The following is an 18,816-nucleotide window of genomic DNA, read 5'->3' on the forward strand; positions in this document are numbered from 1 at the left end:
TCCCATGCCCGCGGTGACGAACACGATGTTCGCGCCCTGCACGTACTTCCTCAGGTCGCCCTCGGATTCCTCGGCCGCCTGCTGCCCGATCTCCGGGATGGCCCCTGCGCCCAATCCCTTGGTCGTGGACTTACCCAGCAGGACCTTGTTCGGGACCTGAATGGCCAAGAGATGCCTGGCATCCGAGTTGCATGCCACTATCGTAGCGCCCGAGACCCCGGCCTGGGTCACCCGTCGGGCGGTGTTCGAGCCGCCACCGCCGCATCCTATGATGGATATCTTTATCCTCAGCGTTTCTACTAATTTCATGAGCTCGGCATCGTCCTCGCTGGTCATCGCCGGCTGCATGCTCGGGATTTCTTCCCGCCTTTCGTCTTTTCCTTCGGCTGGAATATCAAATAATGATCTCAAGTGCACCCTCACCCTAGATTGAATAATACAAATGTGATATTTATTCAATTTGCTCTGGGACATTAATAAAAGAGGGAGGCATTCAGGCTTACATGGATCAATCGCGGTTCCTCTCCGCGATCTCTTCAGGAGTGCCAACATATTCGAAGGTGGTCCCGCATCGGCGGCAGGCCCTATCGTCGATCTCAAGCGTGAGGCCGCATTCCGGGCAGGAATCGCCGGCGAACGCCCCGCATTCACATTGCCCTGTCTCCTCGTTGAATATCCGAGAACAGATCGGGCAGAGCATCGGTGTGTAGGTCTCGTACATCTCCCCGCAATGTTCACAGACCATATGATCGGCGTAGACCACACATCCGCAGTTGGCGCAATTGAATTGGTCATCTTCTACGAAGACCGCCCCGCAATCGCATCCCTTCGCCTCGGCAAGGATCATCTGGCCGCAGGAGGGACAGGGTATCTTCTCGATCTTCGGCACCTGTCTCTTCTTCGAGATGGCAGCGACCATCGTGGCGTCATAGGCCTTCTGACAATAGGGACAGAAACCGGTCCGTTCCAGGCATACGTCGTGAAAGCTCTTCCCGCATTCGCATTTGGCCACGTTCAATCCTGGCTTGACCCTGCCCATGCATATCTGGCAGACCACGATCTCATATTTTGGCTTGATCGGGGTGACCCTGGGCCTGGGCCTAAGTGGTTCTGGCATATTGGTCATGGTCGAGGGGCGGGATATCAACGGCTCCTCATGTATCGGTACCCAATTCACGACCAAGCGTCCCCTCAACAACATCGTGAAGGGGTTCCTCAAGGCGTGATCATCTTCCTTGGCACGACCAATCCCAATCCGCTTGGGGTCTAAAGCTCTTTGTCCGTGAATGCACTGATTTGATAGAAAGGGCTGCATAAATGGTCGATTGAATTGTGTGGTGACCAGCATATCAAGGTCCATTACACTCACGCTATCCACAGTATTCGGGAATGGAGCCGCCCCGAACGTTCGGAAATTCGATGCGATTAAAGCGAAAAGCTCTTAATAAAGACGGCATCAGAGTTACCCGGTGTCATGCCGAAGGTAAAGTACAAAACGTTAAAATACGGACATCCGTATTCACGGAAAACCGCGACACGACATGACATGGTATCCCCTACGAAACGACCGGTGAATGGGGGAGGATCGGCGGTTCTTCACCGCAGCCAAAACCGCCTAGGAAACGGGTATGGTTCGCGAGAATTGGCTACCAGATCGGTGCAAGCGATCTGTGGGGCCGCAGCAAGCGTTTGTTGGAAGGTGGAAAGACTGACCGGTACGAAGGCAAGTTCTGGCCGAGGCGCGGGGCGCCTTGACGAATACAGGGCGTCCGTTCTGAGAGCTTCGTTTACCGCTAAGGCCGTTCCGTTAACTGAAAATTGTAGGATTGTAAAATAGAAGGAGGAGCACAAATGTCGGCAAAGACTGGTTCCGTATTGGTTGTAGGAGGAGGCATTTCTGGAGTTCAGACAGCATTAGACCTGGCTGAATCTGGATTGAAGGTCTACCTCACAGAGAGAAAGCCAAGTATTGGCGGTGTGATGGCACAACTGGATAAGACGTTCCCAACGAACGACTGTTCAATGTGTATCCTGTCCCCGAAACTCGTGGAGGCAGCAAGGCACCCGATGATCACCATGATGACCTTAACCGAGGTCATGAAGGTCGAAGGTGAAGCACCGAATTTCACCGTCACCCTCAAGAAACACCCGAGATACGTCCGAGAGGACCTATGTGTCGGTTGCGGCATATGCGCAGAGAAGTGCCCCTCCAAGACCCCTGCAGAATTTGAACAGGGAATGGTCACGAGGAAGGCAATCTACGTCCCGTATGCCCAGGCAGTACCGATGAAGTACGCCATCGACGACAGCAAGTGCCTGTTCCTGACCAAGGGAAGGTGCGGGCTGTGCAAGAAGAACTGCCCCGCCGGCGCCGTCGACTATGAGATGAAGGCGACCGAAGAGAAGATCGACGTAGGAGCCATCGTACTGTCCCCCGGTTTCGACATATTCGACGCCCGGGCCAAGAAGGAGTACGGCTACGGCGAGTTCAAGAACGTCGTGTCCAGCCTGGATTTCGAGAGGATACTGTCCGCCACCGGCCCATACCAGGGACACGTGGTCAGGCCTTCGGATCACCGCACCCCGAAAAAGGTCGCATGGATACAGTGCGTCGGTTCCAGGGATGAGAAGGTAGGTAACCCGTACTGCTCGTCAGTTTGTTGCATGTATGCCACGAAACAGGCCATCATCGCCGGTGAGCACACCGCGGGCCTCGAGCCGACCATCTTCTTCATGGATGTAAGGGCCTTCGGAAAAGAGTTCGAGGACTACCGGGCCCGTGCCGAGAAGGAATACCATATCAAGATGTACCGCGGAACCAGGGTGGCATCGGTCGAGGAGAACCCCGAGACCAAGAACCTGATCCTGCGCTACAGCAACGGTCAGGACGTGGCCGCCGAAGAGTTCGACCTGGTCGTCCTCTCGGTCGGGTTCGAGCCGCCGGTGGAGGCCAGGAACATAGCCGAGAGGGTCGGTATCCAGCTGAACCCGTACGGATTCTGTCAGACCGGCGTATACTCGCCGCTGGAGACCTCGAAGAAGGGAGTGTTCGTAAGCGGTGCGTTCACCGCCCCGAAGGACATCCCTACCACCGTCGCTGAAGCCTCCGGAGCCGCTTCGAAGGCAGGAGCGTTGGTGGCAGAGAACCGCGTCAGCATCGACACGGTGGTCAAGGAGACCCCCGAGACCGATGTGAAGGGACAGGAGCCGAGGATCGGTGTCTTCGTCTGCGACTGCGGCATCAACATCCGCGGGACCGTTGACGTTCCGTCGGTAGTTGAATATGTCAAGACCCTGCCGAACGTGACCTTTGCCGAGGAGAACAAGTACACCTGCTCGGCCGATTCGCAGGAGAGGATCAAAGCGCTGATCAAAGAGCACAACCTGAACCGCATCGTGGTCGCGTCCTGCACGCCCCGTACCCACGAGGCGCTGTTCCAGAGCACCATCAAGGAGGCCGGCCTGAACCAGTTCCTGTTCGAGATGGCCAACATCCGTGACCAGTGCTCCTGGATCCACATGCACGAGCCGGAAAAGGCGACCCAGAAGTCGAAAGACCTGGTAAGGATGGCCATCGCCAAGTCCAGGTTCCTGGAGCCACTGTCCAAGTCCAGGCTGGGGGTCACCCACTCGGCCGTCGTCGTCGGCGGCGGACTGGCGGGAATGACCGCCGCGCTGGACATCGCTCAGCAGGGATTCAAGGTCGAGCTGATCGAGAGGACCGGAGATCTGGGCGGCAGGATGAACAAGCTGCTGACGCCTGAAGGCGGAAAGAGCCCGAGGACCGTCATGCACGAGATCATCAAGAAGGTGCAGGAGAACGACAACATCACCCTGCACATGCACTCTGAGCTCGAGGACCTGACCGGATTCGTCGGCAACTTCAAGGCCAAGATCGGCGGGCAGGAATACGAGACCGGCGCCGTCATCGTGGCGGTGGGCGGAGAGGAGTACAAGCCCAAGGAGTTCCTGTACGGTCAGGAGAAGAACGTCATCACCCAGACCGAGCTGGAAGAGAAGCTCCACCACGGTCCGCTGCATGCCAAGAAGATCGCCATGATCCAGTGCGTCGGCTCCAGGAACAAGGAGGCGCCGTACTGCAGCAGGGTCTGCTGCTCAAAGGCGGTCAAGAACGCCATCGAGATCAAGAAGAAGGACCCGACCGCAGAGGTCTACGTCTTCCACAAGGACATCAGGACCTACGGGTTCCGCGAGTCCCTGTACAAGGACGCGGCCCAACTTGGCGTGAAGTTCGTCAGGTTCCCCGAGGACAAGGATCCGGTCGTCAGCAAGGAAGGCGCCGGCCTGAAGATCGTCGCGGACGATGTGATCCTGGGATCGCCGCTCATGTTCCACCCGGACATGGTCGTGCTGAGCGCAGGCGTCAGGCCGCAGGAGGACAACGAACACCTGGCCAAGATCCTGAAGGTCCCGCTGAGCAAGGATGGCTACTTCCTCGAGGCCCATATGAAGCTGAGGCCGGTCGACTTCGCCACCAACGGCGTGTACATGGCCGGACTGGCTCACTGGCCGAAGTTCATCGATGAGACCATCGCTCAGGCGTCCGGAGCGGCCGCCAGGGCAATGACCATCATCTCGAAGCAGTTCCTGGAGACCCAGGGGATCATCGCGGCAGTGAACGACGATATCTGCGACGGCTGCGGCATATGCGAGCCGGTCTGCGAATACAAGGCGATCACCACCGTAGTGGACCCGAAGGACCCCAAGAAGCTGAAGGCAGTGGTCAATGAAGGGCTGTGCATGGGTTGCGGTACCTGTGTGGCGGCATGCCCGTCCGGTGCCATGGAGCAGAAGGGCTTCAAGAACAACCAGATCATCGCGCAGATCGACGCTGCCCTCGTGGGAGGTGGAAAGTAATGTCCGAGACCGTTACCCAGACACAGGCGAAGCCGGCAGAGACCGGCGAATTCGAGCCGAAGCTCGTCGTCTTCTGCTGCAACTGGTGCTCCTATGCCGGGGCCGACCTGGCCGGAGTGTCGAGACTGCAGATGCCGACCAACTTCAGGGTCATCAGGACCATGTGCTCGGCGAGGGTAGACCCGGAGTTCGTCCTCCGGGCCTTCGCCAACGGCGCGGACGGCGTCCTGGTGCTTGGATGCCACCCGGCCGACTGTCACTACATCGGCGGCAACTACAGGACCCGCAGGAGGATAGCGCTCCTCAGGGTGCTGCTCGAACAGTACGGATTCAACCCGGACCGGCTGAAGCTTGAGTGGGTTTCTGCCTCAGAGGGTGCGAAGTTCCAAAAGACGATCAAGGAGTTCAACGAGCTGATAAAGGAGCTCGGCCCGAACCCGATCAACGACGAGGCTTAATCCAGGCAGGTGGAAGAAATGGCAAAGATCAAGATTGCGCAATATTGGGGAGCCGGTTGCGGGGGATGCGACGTCGCACTCCTGGACATCGACGAGAAGATCCTCGGAGTGGCAGAGATCGCAGACATCGCCTTCTGGCCGATCGCCGTGGACACGAAGATCAAGGACCTGGAGGCGATGCCCGACAAGTCCATCACCGCCACGTTGTACAACGGGGCGATCAGGAACAGCGAGAACGAGCACATGGCCAAGCTGCTGAGGCAGAAGTCCGTGCTCATGGTGTCGTTCGGTTCCTGTGCCTGTTTCGGAGGAATCCCGGGACTGGCCAATGTGACGAACTCGAAGGCTATCTTTGACTACGTCTATAAGCAGACCTTCTCCTCGGACCAGAAGAACAGCACCGCCACAACGGTCATACCGCAGGTACATACCCACATGCCAGAGGGCGACCTCGAGCTGCCGGTGATGTATGACACGGTGCTCACTCTGGACAATGTGATCGACGTCGATTACTACATGCCAGGATGCCCGCCGACCACCAACCTGATCAACGAGTTCCTGGGAATCGTCACCGCCTATCTGACGGAAGGCAAGCCGCTCCCGCCGAAGGGATCCGTCATCGCTTCCCAGAAGACCCTCTGCGACGAGTGCGGAAGGAAGAAGGCAGGCAAGAGCGTGGACAAGATCCACTTGGCATTCGAGATCGACATCGACCCGGAGAAGTGCATGCTGGAGCAGGGAGTCATCTGCCTCGGTGCATCGACCAGGGCCGGATGCGGGGCGAAGTGCCTCGAAGGAAACCAGCCATGCCGCGGATGCATGGGACCGACCGCAGAGGTCATGGACCAGGGCGGTAGCATGCTGTCCGCTCTCGCCTCGATCTTCAAGGTCGGGGAGGGAGAGGCGTTGCTGAACGAGGACCAGATCCTCGAGATCATGCAGCAGGTGAAGGACCCGCTGGGAACGTTCTACGCGTTCACGATGCCGAAGTCCATCATCAAGAGGACCGTGACCGAGAAAGGTAAGAAGAAGCCGGCAGAGGCACCCAAGCAGGAGGCCTAAACATGTCACCGATACTATCTGACCCACACACCAAGGCTACCTCGAAGCGTATCACCATAGACCCGATCACCAGGCTGGAAGGCCACGGCAAGATCGAGATCTTCCTGAACGACGAGGGGAACGTGGCCAACGCCTACTGGCAAGTGCCGGAACTTAGGGGTTTCGAGAAGTTCTGCATCGGCCGGTCGGTCGATGAGCTGAACAAGATCACCGCCAGGCTTTGCGGTGTGTGCCCCGGTGCACACCACCTATGCTCGACCAAGGCCCTAGATGGGGTCTATGGCGCCACCCCGCCAGAGGCGGCAGTGAAGCTCAGGGAGCTGTTCTACGCGGCGCACTACGTGCATAGCCACATAGCGCACTTCTATGCGCTGGCGGCGGCAGACTTCGTCCTCGGGCCATGCGCACCGGCAGAGAAAAGGAACATCCTCGGCGTGGTCGACGCGGTCGGCGTCGCCGTTGGTGCCGAAGTGATCAAGCACCGGTCCTACGCCCAGAAGATCCAGGAGATGCTGGGCGGAAAGGCCACGCACCCGGTCTGCGGCATCCCGGGCGGTATGTCCAAGTCGCTGAACGAGGACGACCGGAAGAAGATCGAGGCCATGGCTAAGTCATGCGTCGAATTCTCGAAGTTCACCATGAAGATCTTCGAGGATGTGGTGCTGAAGAACCAGGACTACCTGAACATCATCGTCAGCAAGGACATCTTCTACAACGAGACCTACAACCTCGGGACCGTCGACAAGAACGATAAGGTCAACTTCTACGATGGAACGCAGAAGATGATCGACCCGAACGGAAAGGAAGTCGCACGTTACACCGGAAAGGGATACCTGGACTACATCGCCGAGCACACCCTGCCCTGGTCATACGAAAAGTTCTGCTACTTCAAGCCGGTCGGATGGAAGGGACTCGTCGACGGAATAGACTCCGGTATCTACCGGGCGACGCCGCTGTCGAGGTTCAACGTCTCGAGCGGATACACCACCCCACTGGCGCAGGCCGAGTATGAGAAGATGAAGAGCACTTTCGCCTCCCTAGGCGTCAAGGGACCGATCCACCACACCATGGCAATGCACTGGGCGCGTGTGATCGAACTGATGTACGCATCGGAACTGCTGCTCGAGAGGGCTCAGGACCCGCAGATCACCAGCAAGGACATCAGAGGCGAGCTGCACACACCCGACGAGGGTGTCGGCATACTCGAGGCCCCGCGTGGAACCCTGGTGCACCACTACTGCGCAGACAAGAACGGCATCACCACCCAGGTCAACCTGGTCGTCGGAACGACCAACAACAACGCGCCGATCAACCTGAGCGTCAGGAAGGCCGCCACCGCGCTGATCAAGAACTGGGAAGTGTCCAACGGTCTGCTGAACATGGTCGAGATGGCCTACCGTGCCTATGACCCGTGCAACTCGTGCGCGACGCACACCCTGCCGGGACAGATGCCGATGAAGGCAGTGATCAGGAACCCAGACGGGTCCGTGTTCAGAGAGATATCGAACTACTAAATCCCTTCAGAAACCTCTTTCCTTTCCTTTTTTTTGATCTTCTGCGAACGAGATAAGATGCTCATTGTTCGTCCGGACGGATCCTGAAGTGGCGCCGCCTTTTCACCTTGAGGCTTCCCACGTTGCCCAGAAAGACGCCGTCCATGAGATAGACGCGGGCCTCGTCCAGGTCGATCAGGTCCTGGGAGAAGAACGGACCCAGCAGCCTCGGCTCCTCGAAGTTGATCGGTGAACCCCCCAGGTTACGGTTCAGGGCCGGCACGATTATGACCTCCTCGGGAAGCTCGAGATACCTTTGACTGGCCGATTCCCGGAAACGGCAGCGGACCCAGCAACGCTCGATCTGGTTGTGGTGCAGGTTGTCCTCGAAGATGACCGCGGGATGGTTGTGGGCCATGACCAGCACCTTTCTGGACATGACCTCTGGGGAAGGCCAGGTATGTCCGTGCACGAACCCGATGTCGTCCATGACGAAACCGGTGGCTGGATGGATGATTATTCCTTCTGGAAGCATCGCCTCGATGTTCGTGTCGTGGTTTCCCCGGACGATATGAACTTCACCGTAGACCTTCTTCAGCTCGGTGAAGAAACGGGGTATCTCCTGGTATTCCTGTTTGGAGGAACCAGGGACCCGATGCTTGATGTCGCCCAGCAGCACAAGGCCGTCGTGACCTTCCGCCAGGGAGACCAGCTCCTGCTCCATCCGGAACGTCTGGCTTGGGATCACGACCCCGTTCACCTTCATCTCGTTCTCGAGCCCGATGTGCAGGTCCCCGGCGCAGATCAGCCTTTTTGATCCCGATATGTCCAGTACCGGCCGTCCGGGAACTGGCGAGATGTCCAATCGCTCCTCACCAGCCATGTCTGAGGCGCTCTCCCAGGTCGTTCGGCAGCCCTGCCCGCTCCACCGCCTTAACCACCGACTCGATATCATACTCGGTCCGCCTGATCGTGAAATCGTCCTTGGTCGAGTCGTGCACCACGAAGACGGCCCGGGGATCTCCGTCCCTCGGCTGCCCCACTGAGCCGGGGTTCACGATGGTGCCCTCCTTGGAGCGATGAATGAACGGGACGTGAGTGTGCCCCATGATCAGCAGGCGGGTCCCGCTCAGCTTGAGCAGCTCAGGACCTGCCTCCTCCTCGAACACATATTCAACGTCATCCCTGGGTGAGCCATGATACAGACCGATCAGTTTTCCGCCGATCGTCACGTGGGTCCGGGGCGGAAGGCCCGCCAGATAGGCCCTCGAGCTCTCGGTAAGCTCCCGCGCGGTCCACCGGGCCGCCTCCCCGGCGGCGTGGTTCATGCTCGTGACCTGGGTACGGATGACGGTCCGGTCATGGTTGCCTGCGATGCCCACCACGGACCTTTCCCTGAAAAGCTGGATGACCTCGTTTGGGTATGGATAGTAACCGACCACATCCCCTGCGCTGATGATGTGGTTAATGCCCATGCCGTCGATCTCTGCCAGAACTGCTTTCAAAGCAGGCAGGTTGGCATGGACATCGGATATGATGGCCGTCCTCACATTCCTTCGATTGCCAAGGGGTTATTTAAATCTGTCAAGCGCTCTGCACATTACCGAAGGGATGTTATCGATCACGTCGGTAGCAAGAAGCCCATAGCACCGGTCGTTGAAGGCAAGGTCTCCGGCCGCGCCGTTGGTGAAAGCGGCGATCCGGGCGGCGTCGAAGGGCGATACGCCTTTTGCCATCAACCCGGCGCAGATGCCTGCCAGCACATCTCCGGTCCCTCCCACAGACATCCCTGCGTTCCCGGTCCGGTTGAACTTGGTCCGATCGCCATCCGAGATCAGGTCGATCATGCCCTTCACCAGGACGGTCATCCCAATACGCGCCGCGGCCTCCTTCACCAACGCCGCCCTCTCCTCAAGCCCTCCAGGCAGGGACTTTCCGAACAGGATCGCGAACTCCCTCGAGTGAGGCGTCACGATGCCCTTCTTTCCCTTCAGCAGATCTTGGTTCATGGACAGGGCGGAGAACGCGTCGGCGTCGATCACCATCGGTCTATCACATTCCTTCACGAACTCCCTTATGGCCTCTTGGGTCCTCGGGTCCCGGCCAAGTCCCGATCCGATGAGAACGACATCCACCAGGCCAGTGAGGCCCAGGACCTGGTCCAGATTGCTGCTGGTGAAGACCGACCCGGGCAGGCTGTGAACGATCAGGTTGGGAGAATAGCCAGACACTGCTTGGAACGATGATTCAGGCGTGGCTACCTGGACCAGATCGACCCCGATGCGGTAAGCTCCCATGGCAGCCAACGTCGGCGCCCCGGTGTAAGGCCCACCACCGATGACCAGCACCCTTCCGTTCTCCCCCTTGTGCGAATCCGTTTTGGGGATCGGATAATAAACGTACTCCCCCGGTCCGGCGAACCGTTCGGCGTCCTTCGGAATGCCGATGTCCACTACCACGATGCGCCCCGAGTTAGTCCCGTCCATACCCTCCTTGATGTCGTGAAGGGTGATCGTGCTTACCGGTCTTACCGCCATGTTCGTCCCCAGGCCGGACGGGACGTCGATGGACACGATGGGTATTCCTGCAGTGTTCATCCTTCCGATCAGTGAATAATACGGTTCCTTGACCTCGCCGTGGATGCCAATCCCATAGATGGCGTCGACCAGCAGGTCATAGCCGGTCAGTTCCTCACCGCCGTAGACCTTGGTTACGTCCTCCACCGGTCCCAGGTTCTTCCGGGGCGCCATCCTCTTGATGAACTGGGGAGGCCGGGCCAACAATACCTTCACGGTGTTGTTCTCACGAAGGTACTTGGCTGCGACCAGGCCGTCGCCCCCGTTGTTCCCCATGCCGCAGATGATCGCAATGCGTTTTCCGTTCCCGTACTCCGCGGTGATAGCCTTTGCCACGGCGTATCCGGCATTTTCCATAAGGGTCTCCACTTGGACGCCCAGATACTCGGAATTGACATCGATCACGGTGACCTCACGGAAGGTGAGCATGACACTAGAATCCATGGCATCATGGATAATCCTTTTCCAAGCCAATCATCCGAGTCGAGCGAATCGTCTGACATATCTTTGACGGTCCAAGATCTGACAACGGGCGTGCCGCTTGCCGTAGGGGGAGGATCCGTGAACCCTGGAGCGAACCCTCTCTTCTCCGCCAGACATGGCTGATGGCCTCAGCATCTAACTGAGGTTTTGGCCGCCTCTGCCTGGAACGGGCTGATTGAGACAAAGGAGAGATCAGGTTGGTTCAAAATGCTCGACATGCTCCTTCCGACATGTCATGATCCGTTGCCAGAACTGCCACAACAACCTTTATATCTGCCTGGATTGAATCGAATTCAACGATGGCATACAAGATTCCTGAGATCAAAACGGATTATATTTGGGGAGTATCGAGGATACTATTGGGTTGGATATTCCTTTGGGCATTCTTGGATAAGACCTTCGGCCTCGGATTTGCGACGGCCTCTAGCCATTCCTGGATCAATGGTGGATCGCCTACAACATACTACCTTGGCAATGTTTCCGGGGGGATCTTTGAGGGTATTTACAGCAGTATCGCAGGCAACCAAGTTGTCGACGTGCTTTTCATGGCAGCATTGTTGCTCCTCGGAGTAGCTCTGATACTTGGGATCGGGAGCAGGATATCGGCCTACGGTGGGGGACTGCTCGTCCTGTTGCTGTGGTCCACCCAGGTTCCTCCAACGAACAACCCATTTATCGATGAGCACATAATCTACTTGTTCCTCCTGTTCGGTCTCTGGAGGGTCAAGGCCGGTCGCACGATCGGGTTGGGTACCTGGTGGTCGAATACGAAGCTTGTCAAGAGATTCCCTTGGTTGGAGTGATATCCCCGCATTACTTGAAATCCAACCAATCCCATAAAACTGAATACTGAGGTCGGATAATGACGTTTTATGGGCAATCCAGCCTCCTCATGGGTGCTCGGAGTTTGAATAGATTATTTATTATTTTAATATTGTATTATGACCAGTGGAATTATGTTTGGGTCCAGAGAATGGCATTACATCAATCGGAGCATGTCCAAGCTTTGCCAAACCTAACGATTTAATACATCCACTCCAATTTATCGCCCTGGAAGGGAATCTGAAATTGAGCGACGTTAAACGACTCGTGCTGGACGTATTGAAGCCGCATCACCCCTCGATCGTGGAGCTAGCCAAAAGGCTTGGAGCGGTCGAAGGGATATCGGGTGTGAACTGCACGCTGGACGAGGTTGACCAGGAGACCGAGAGCATCAAGATCACCATTGAAGGGAATTCCATCGACTACGACATGGTAGAACAGGTCATCACCGAATCGGGCGCGGTCGTGCATTCCGTCGACAGCGTCTCCGCCGGCAAGAAGCTGGTGGAAGAAGTGGAAACGCCTCAGGACCGCTGATATCTTACCAGCGCCTGACCTACTTTCAGCATGAGCAACGTCTTGGGGAGCGAATGCTCCACCAGGACCCTGCCGGTGTGATTGAACCAGTTGCCCGGGTAGGATTTGTCCGTCTCTATCTTGAATTCGAGACCCATCTGCTTGACCGCCTTTGCGATAAGCTCGACGTTAGGGCTGTTGATCGACAATTTTCTGCTGACCTTACGCCCGCTATCCCTGGTTCGACTAATGTCAAAATATTCGGGCCAAAGGACCCATGCCTTATCCTCGTCAAGGGTCATGGGATCCCTTCAGGGGGTACGGTCACTCCTTGACCAGTACCGCGTTGACCGCTCCGTGCTGTCCCGGCCTCGAGGTGACCTTGGCCAGTCCCAATTCGGTCTGGATCAAGGCGCCCTTGTTGATTATGTTACGCTGAACATAGTTCGGGTTGGCCGAGTTCTTCTTGACGGTGACGATCTTGGACTTTTGGGCCTTCATGGTCGCCGGGTCAATGACGTTGGCGAATGACGCCTTGAGCATCCTGACCTTGACGTTTGCACCCCTGGTCCTCATGATGAGAGAGCGCTCTGCGCCCAGAAGCGTGAATGTCGGCTCCTTGCCGATCTCGAATCGTCTCTTCTTCCTGCCGAGGCGGAGCCTTCCACCTGACGGCTTCCTCTTGGATTTCCCTTGCCACAGTGCCATAGCAATCCGTGGCCTCTAAAATAAAGCGGGGTATTAATACCTATCTTCACCCTAGGCGCTGTTCGAGCAGTTTGACGCTCGGCACATCTCCCAATTCCAGAAGGCCGGAATATCCTTCCTTCGCCGGGCCTGGATTCATGAAGACGATACCGTCCTTTTCCACGATACCGCGGTCCTCATGGATGTGACCGGACAATACCACCCTCGGCTTGAACTCTTCCACGAGCTTATCGATGGAAACGCTGCCTACGTGCTTTCCGGAGAAAGGGACGTCCAAGACCCCGAACGGAGGGCAGTGCAGGACCAAGATCATACCCCTTTCCATCACTGGACGGAGCTGGGTCATGATTTCCTCCTCTGAATACTCGTTCGGCGTGTCGAAGATGGTCGGGTTTGAACCGCCCATGCCTCCAAGGACGTAGTCGCCCAATCGGACCTTGTTCAGGTGCAGCGAGACCGAACTCCGTTCGATGTATGCAAGCGTTCCCGCCGGATCGCAATTGCCGGGGACGGCGAACGTTCTTCTTTTCAGGCCTCCGAGGAACTCCCCGGCCCATTCCGGCGGCCCGAAATGGGTTATGTCGCCCAGAACGATCGTCCCGTCAAGGTCCATGGTCTCGATGAGCTCGTTGGCCCATTTGACCACCTTGTCTCGCCTGTGCACGTCCGACAGAACCAGGAACCGCATGGAAGTCGCCGTTTTCACATAATCGGGCACATTACATTAATGTTGCTCAGATGAACCCGAAATTGAGGTCCTGGAATATCAACAGGTAGGAGATCAGGAACCCTAGGATCGCACCGCCGTTGAGCAGCGGCAGGCCGGCCTGCGGTCTACCAGTGGCAACATAGCGCATGAGAACGCCGAAGCCGATGCAAGCTCCGATGAGGGTCCCGGCGGTAACGTAGACATCCGCATGTGCGATCTGTGTGATGGGGGCCAGGTATGGTAGGTAAGCCATGACCGACACGATCAATATGCCGGGTATAACGGCGTCACCAACTCCCATGATCATCGTCTCCCTTTCCTGGTCCCTGTCCCGGTCCTTAAGGTCGATGTTGTCCATCTGCTCGACCTTGAAGTCCAGCTTCTTGGGGACGTAGAACAGGACCGGGAGGCGCATCTTGGTCACGCCCTCCGCCAGAGAAAGCATGTGCTTGGTCTTGTAGACCGAGATCGCGTCGTACACGGCGAGGATGCTGAGCAGTATGAGCGCAGGGAAGATCCCCAGGGAGATCCCCAGGATCGCGGTCGCTCCAACTCCGATCAGGACCGCCACCGAATCGATGACATACCACTCCGGACGCAGGACCAGCCATCCCATCAGTCCGACCGCCCCGGCGATTGCCAGGACCAGCGATATGTTGACGTCCCCGATCAGGTAGAAGAAGATGGGCAGCAGGATCGAGAACATGGAGATGGTCATGGCGGTGTAGAAGATCGCCTTCATGATCCTCTCCTTGGCGAACTTGATCAAGACCAGCATAAGCACCGTCATGCCCAGGATAAGTGCGAAGTAGAGCAGCGGGTTCACCGGGCTCTGCGGGTCCTGGAAGGCCTGGTAGTCGCCGGTGCTCAACAGCAGCGGCAGGAGGTAGATCGCCGCCACCGGGACGAAGATGAAGATGGCAAACATCACCAGGTATTGGGCTGGGTTTCGCATGGCCGGATGGATGCGTTCAGCGCCTATAAATACCGTTTTGAGCGGCGGCGGAATGAATCCTTCGTCAAGTCCGATATTTCAGAGAATGTTATTAATAGGGAAATACCCGCATTGTAGTTAACCATGAGTGAACTAGTGCGGGCAGAGTCCGCCAAGTCTGTGTTCCCAGCGCGCCTCGAGCGGGCCAAGGACCTTACTGACATATTTGAGGTCGTGAAGGAGGCGGTGCGCGTCCAGATGGGCATATCCCGGGCCGGGCTGATGCTCGGATTGGCGGAGATGGGTGGCGACAGCAAGTCGTTCGTCGGCGGGCTGTATCCGGTCACATCGAACATCATCGTCATGAACAAGAGCGTCCTGAGGAGGATAATGGCGATCCAGCCGGACATGTACAAGTCCTATGCCTTCCACGTCCTGCTCCATGAGTATATCCACGCCATCGGCATACTCGATGAGGAGGAGACCAGGAGACACGCCTATTCGATAAGCGTGGCGCTGTTCGGTAAGGACCATAAGACCACCTATATCGCCGAGGACATATCCCGGGTGCTGCCGTTCTTCACCTACGCCGAACCGAAAATGGACGAAGAGCAGACCATGGACATCGAGCTGGTGAAAGGGTTCGACCGGTCCAGCGTGAATTATATAAACTGACGGAATACTCCGTCTTTCTTGATTTTCGATCAGAGCATTGGATAAATTTCAAAGAATAAGATACTAAATGGTTTGGGAAATTGGCTGGCCAGTTCACCTGGTGACCGGTTCCTGGGAAACGTTGGCGAAACCTACATTGCCGGAGACCTTGGTGACCTTGGCCTTGACCCTGGCTCCCTTGATGGTGCCTGGGATATAGATGATGTACTTGTCCATCCTGGCCACGCCGTCCCCCTTCTTGCCGACATCCTCGATCATGAACTCGTAGATGTTGCCTTCCCGCAGCCCTTCCTTCTCCGGGGCCTTGGCCTGCTTTCTAACGTTCACAGGTCTGTGGGCGCCGCATGCCTCGCACTCCAGGATCAGGATCCTTCCCTCCTTGACGATATGTGTGTCCGGCCTTCCGCATTCGGAACACAGTACGAACGTGTCGGTATAGCTGTTGATCCGTTCCGCGATCTGCGCGGGGGCGAGCCTGGCCTTGAAGACGACCCTTCTGCCCTCGATCGTTCCCGGTGTACCGAGTTCGCGCAGCAGATACTGGAGAAGGTGTTCCGGTTCACGCCTCAGGGCGTCGGTGATGTCGCCCCAGTTCTTGATGACCGTGGTCTTCCCTTCCTGGAAGATGTCGGGCTCTGGCACGGTGAAACGCTCGTGCTTTTCGATGGTCTCGGGCAATTGACCTTTGGCCCGGTCCAGGAGTGATAGGTAATCGTCATCAGCCATTGGTATCGTCACTCTCAAGCCCCAACTTGAATATAAAGATTGTTGGCGAGCCCACGCTTGGGCGGAGGGTTGCGTTATTATGGTCCAGTCATCTAGAACATGATGAATTTGCTAAGACACATGACAGCTGCAGATCCATCCTTATAATTCTCAAACTCCTCCACGCACATTGGTCCCGATAGCGAGCTATTGGTTGGAAGCATCAATCAGGATTGCTTGATCGAGTCATTTTCATAGATCCCGATCCACAGGATGTGGTCAATAAGAAATTGATCTGGCCCCTCCTTGAAGTACAGTGCTTTTTATTTTAGGTATGGTAGAGTTGGGTGCGGTCGCCGGTTTGCACACCCAACGGTTCAGAACCGGACCAAAGTTAGGCCAATCAATACAGCCTTTTGTATAGATACCCAATAGCTAATCCAAGAGCGAGAATCCTTAGCACGTTGAACAACGTGCCGATGAGGAAGTAGCGCAAGGCGTCACTTGTCGCGAGAAACCCTTCAGGACCTTGGAGGAGGATTGTCACTACCATTAGAGCGATGGAGCTGAGCATCACGGATTTTAGAATTGGATCCTGGGTTGGGATCCTGTCAAAATAACGGAGCAAGGAATAGCTGACAAAGAATCCGATGATCAGGCCGCCGATCAAAGATTCAACGATCATCGGAAGATAAGAAATTGAGAGAGCAGCCCTATACTCGGCGGCGATGGGGGTAAGGGAAATTGCGAAGTTGGTCGCCCAGAATGCTGCTCCTCCCACAATGGCCAGTTTGTTCAGCTTCTTGTTGAACTCGTGCGACGTCTCCCTCTTGCTTTGATATGTGGCTCGGGTTTCCATAGAGAATCACTCAGCCTCCGTCGAAGCATGTCCATTGTCCATCACTCCTTTGACCAGAAGCCACAATGTCAGCGAGACCTCGGCGATGAAGCCCGCCGCCAGACCGGGGTAGGATATGACATCGTATCCAGGGAGTAGGAAGAACTGCAGGAACCATATCAGGACACCAATGAAGTCGATGATCAGCAGGATTCCCAACAACCGGGGAAGGAAGCCCGATCGGTAGACCAGATAACCGAGGGGGAGCAACCAGGCACCGAAGAAGAGCTGGGCTATCTCGAATCCGTTATTGTATAGATCGATATGCAATAGGGCTTGGGCCTGCAGTTGACTAGCTGGAAAAACTGTCAGGTAATCGGCTCCGCTCAACAGCGATAGGGCGGCAGACAGATTGAGCACGCTCATGCATTCGATCGCGACCCCGCACAGGTTCAGCAGCAGGAAAAGCAAAGCAAGATCCTTGTTGACCGACCTCAACAAAACGTAAAGGGCCCACGCCGCCAGAACGAAGAACAATGCCGAGACCAGCTCGGTGACGAAACTGATGCGGAACAGAAGCTCGTTTGCCGTGATTTTCTGGGCTGTAGCGGCAGCATCCCCGAACACGATCAGTTGGGAACGGATAGATGTGGCCAAAGGCAATAATATGATGAAGATCAGATAGAATGACCCCGCCATTCTTGCGGTCCGATTCATCGATTTCATTGGTCACTCTCCCCCCTGGTTTGATTCTGGTGATTATTACCGCAATCGGCCAGCATATTGCCACTGTCGCCTTCCGGTTGCTGCGAGGCCTCCACGTTCGTTCGCGGACATTCCTCATGAGCAGTCCCAGCAGCCTTCGCGGATGGATTGAAACCCTTTATTATCAGCCATGCCGCAAGCACCAATTCCTGCACGAGTATCGGAAGGTTCAAGATGACTTGCCCCACAGAAAATGGGGAAATGAGGCTGAACATGGCCAATACGGCTGAAACCATCGTCATTATGGCGGCAACAACACCCCAGCCCGATAACCATCGAGGGACTAGTTCTGTTCGATAAAATATGATGTAATACAGCAGTGCACCTATGGAAAAGGCCAGCAACTTACCAACATTGGCTACCCAATGATATCCTGATACTAACAGCACGCCAAAGGTCTGGAAATACGATGAATCGGGAGCTCCAGCGTTTACAAATTGCTGGCTCAACGTAATTAGCAATAACAGACCTATTACAGCAACGAAATCGAACACTCCCTCAGCGGTCCTGAAAACAACTGCTCCAAGAGCTAGACTTTCATTGGATCTTTTTAGCACGGGATACAGCGAGATCGCAATGCCAATGGCGGCGGCGCCACCGATGAACAAAAGAAGGGCTGCTGTTGCTACTAGACCTCCATTTGTTGAAACACTGGTAAGATAGTTCGTAGCATTCGTAGGTGCCATAAATGGTAGGCTTAGGAAACCCACAAGGTCTGCAATTATGAACAGCACTCCCGCACTTATTGCGTACTTTCTATCATATCCTTCTGTCATTCCAGTCACTTCCCCATTTCGGTGCTGGATCCCTCAGATTTGATGGGGTGCTCCAGATCCCTTATGGCGAGATCGATTCTTAGCTCGCCGTTGCTTCCAATTACTTCCAGAATGAGGTCTTCAACGAATTGAGCTCGTTTTAATGAACCAAGGGAACCCTCGATGAATATTTTTTCATCTCCATCCAGGGATATGTTCTTCACGTCGCTCTTCGATCTGAGTTCGATGGAGAACATCCGTTCATCTTTTCCGATCCTTGTCCTGTTCATTTTCAAACCTCAGATCGGATAAGAGCGAAACAAGGTTGATAACCATTATTTGACTCAGATGTGTTGTTGTTAGCAGCAATGTGTAGGTGTTGAATTTGGTGAAAACTGACGCCGATGAGGACCGCCTCTCTGACCTTTACTTTCTATTG

At 56.0% G+C, this 18,816-nt stretch carries 21 protein-coding genes; 7 read left to right on the forward strand and 14 right to left on the reverse strand.

The genetic code is table 11. The annotated features are described in order from the left end of the window. Both VGK23_09135 and VGK23_09140 read right to left on the reverse strand, forming a co-directional pair. Positions 1–348, reverse strand: a 348-nt coding sequence (locus VGK23_09135) for a cell division protein FtsZ (GenBank protein HEY3420702.1), incomplete at its 3' end; no start/stop codon positions are given. Positions 349–508: 160 nt separating this feature from the next. Next, positions 509–1,201 (reverse strand): hypothetical protein, encoded by a 693-nt coding sequence (locus VGK23_09140; GenBank protein ID HEY3420703.1) that lies wholly within the window; start codon positions 1,199–1,201, stop codon positions 509–511. A 650-nt stretch (positions 1,202–1,851) separates the two neighbouring features. Here VGK23_09140 and VGK23_09145 point away from each other — a divergent pair. From VGK23_09145 to VGK23_09160, 4 genes are read left to right on the forward strand one after another with little or no spacing between them, the layout of a single operon-like run. After that, positions 1,852–4,878: a CoB--CoM heterodisulfide reductase iron-sulfur subunit A family protein gene (locus tag VGK23_09145; GenBank protein ID HEY3420704.1), complete on the forward strand. Its 3,027-nt coding sequence runs from the start codon at positions 1,852–1,854 to the stop codon at positions 4,876–4,878. Then, positions 4,878–5,336 carry a hydrogenase iron-sulfur subunit gene (locus tag VGK23_09150; GenBank protein ID HEY3420705.1) on the forward strand — a complete coding sequence of 153 codons (459 nt, stop codon included), beginning with the start codon at positions 4,878–4,880 and terminating at the stop codon, positions 5,334–5,336. Before VGK23_09145 ends, VGK23_09150 begins: the two co-directional genes overlap by 1 nt. Before the next feature lie 18 nt (positions 5,337–5,354). Then, positions 5,355–6,398 carry an oxidoreductase gene (locus VGK23_09155; protein ID HEY3420706.1) on the forward strand — a complete coding sequence of 348 codons (1,044 nt, stop codon included), beginning with the start codon at positions 5,355–5,357 and terminating at the stop codon, positions 6,396–6,398. A 2-nt stretch (positions 6,399–6,400) separates the two neighbouring features. Then, the gene (locus VGK23_09160) at positions 6,401–7,912 is read left to right on the forward strand and encodes a Ni/Fe hydrogenase subunit alpha (protein HEY3420707.1); all 1,512 of its coding nucleotides are present in this window, start codon (positions 6,401–6,403) and stop codon (positions 7,910–7,912) included. A gap of 61 nt (positions 7,913–7,973) precedes the next feature. On the opposite strand, the gene VGK23_09165 is transcribed toward VGK23_09160, so the two are convergent. From VGK23_09165 to VGK23_09175, 3 genes are read right to left on the reverse strand one after another with little or no spacing between them, the layout of a single operon-like run. Further along, positions 7,974–8,774, reverse strand: a complete 801-nt coding sequence (locus VGK23_09165; protein ID HEY3420708.1) for a metallophosphoesterase — start codon at positions 8,772–8,774, stop codon at positions 7,974–7,976. Then, positions 8,764–9,441, reverse strand: a complete 678-nt coding sequence (locus tag VGK23_09170) for a metallophosphoesterase family protein (protein ID HEY3420709.1) — start codon at positions 9,439–9,441, stop codon at positions 8,764–8,766. The genes VGK23_09165 and VGK23_09170 overlap by 11 nt, the downstream gene beginning before the upstream one ends. A 21-nt stretch (positions 9,442–9,462) precedes the next feature. Next, complete coding sequence (locus VGK23_09175) at positions 9,463–10,911, reverse strand: NAD(P)H-hydrate dehydratase (protein ID HEY3420710.1); 1,449 nt, start codon at positions 10,909–10,911, stop codon at positions 9,463–9,465. Positions 10,912–11,249: 338 nt separating this feature from the next. Between VGK23_09175 and VGK23_09180 the strand changes: the two genes are divergently transcribed. Further along, complete coding sequence (locus tag VGK23_09180; protein ID HEY3420711.1) at positions 11,250–11,753, forward strand: hypothetical protein; 504 nt, start codon at positions 11,250–11,252, stop codon at positions 11,751–11,753. Positions 11,754–12,018: 265 nt separating this feature from the next. After that, positions 12,019–12,309 carry a DUF211 domain-containing protein gene (locus VGK23_09185; GenBank protein HEY3420712.1) on the forward strand — a complete coding sequence of 97 codons (291 nt, stop codon included), beginning with the start codon at positions 12,019–12,021 and terminating at the stop codon, positions 12,307–12,309. Here VGK23_09185 and VGK23_09190 read toward each other — a convergent pair. Genes VGK23_09190 through VGK23_09205 form a run of 4 tightly spaced genes read right to left on the reverse strand, consistent with a single transcriptional unit; the run spans position 12,297 to position 14,660 of the window. Next, positions 12,297–12,590 carry a signal recognition particle subunit SRP19/SEC65 family protein gene (locus tag VGK23_09190; GenBank protein ID HEY3420713.1) on the reverse strand — a complete coding sequence of 98 codons (294 nt, stop codon included), beginning with the start codon at positions 12,588–12,590 and terminating at the stop codon, positions 12,297–12,299. The two genes, VGK23_09185 and VGK23_09190, sit on opposite strands and share 13 nt — an antisense overlap. A gap of 22 nt (positions 12,591–12,612) precedes the next feature. Further along, positions 12,613–12,996, reverse strand: a complete 384-nt coding sequence (locus VGK23_09195) for a 30S ribosomal protein S8e (protein HEY3420714.1) — start codon at positions 12,994–12,996, stop codon at positions 12,613–12,615. Between the two features lie 46 nt (positions 12,997–13,042). Continuing rightward, the gene (locus tag VGK23_09200) at positions 13,043–13,684 is read right to left on the reverse strand and encodes a metallophosphoesterase (GenBank protein HEY3420715.1); all 642 of its coding nucleotides are present in this window, start codon (positions 13,682–13,684) and stop codon (positions 13,043–13,045) included. A 46-nt stretch (positions 13,685–13,730) separates the two neighbouring features. Beyond that, entirely contained in the window at positions 13,731–14,660 is a 930-nt protein-coding gene (locus VGK23_09205; protein ID HEY3420716.1) for a presenilin family intramembrane aspartyl protease PSH, read from the reverse strand. Between the two features lie 123 nt (positions 14,661–14,783). Between VGK23_09205 and VGK23_09210 the strand changes: the two genes are divergently transcribed. Beyond that, on the forward strand, positions 14,784–15,314 hold the full coding sequence (locus VGK23_09210) for a hypothetical protein (GenBank protein HEY3420717.1): 531 nt from the start codon (positions 14,784–14,786) through the stop codon (positions 15,312–15,314). Positions 15,315–15,407: 93 nt separating this feature from the next. Here the strand turns inward: VGK23_09210 and VGK23_09215 are convergent, their stop codons facing one another. The 5 genes from VGK23_09215 to VGK23_09235 all read right to left on the reverse strand — a co-directional run bounded on the left by VGK23_09215 (position 15,408) and on the right by VGK23_09235 (position 18,667). Continuing rightward, positions 15,408–16,040 carry a translation initiation factor IF-2 subunit beta gene (locus VGK23_09215; GenBank protein ID HEY3420718.1) on the reverse strand — a complete coding sequence of 211 codons (633 nt, stop codon included), beginning with the start codon at positions 16,038–16,040 and terminating at the stop codon, positions 15,408–15,410. A gap of 382 nt (positions 16,041–16,422) precedes the next feature. Next, positions 16,423–16,878, reverse strand: coding sequence for a hypothetical protein (locus tag VGK23_09220; protein HEY3420719.1), 456 nt, complete (start codon positions 16,876–16,878; stop codon positions 16,423–16,425). Between the two features lie 6 nt (positions 16,879–16,884). Further along, complete coding sequence (locus VGK23_09225) at positions 16,885–17,583, reverse strand: DUF4386 domain-containing protein (protein HEY3420720.1); 699 nt, start codon at positions 17,581–17,583, stop codon at positions 16,885–16,887. Further along, positions 17,580–18,398, reverse strand: coding sequence for a DUF4386 domain-containing protein (locus VGK23_09230; GenBank protein ID HEY3420721.1), 819 nt, complete (start codon positions 18,396–18,398; stop codon positions 17,580–17,582). Before VGK23_09230 ends, VGK23_09225 begins: the two co-directional genes overlap by 4 nt. A gap of 5 nt (positions 18,399–18,403) precedes the next feature. Continuing rightward, positions 18,404–18,667: a hypothetical protein gene (locus VGK23_09235; protein HEY3420722.1), complete on the reverse strand. Its 264-nt coding sequence runs from the start codon at positions 18,665–18,667 to the stop codon at positions 18,404–18,406. Between the last annotated feature and the right edge of the window lie 149 nt (positions 18,668–18,816).

The organism is Methanomassiliicoccales archaeon (assembly GCA_036504055.1).
Classification (GTDB): Archaea; Thermoplasmatota; Thermoplasmata; order Methanomassiliicoccales; family UBA472; genus DASXVU01.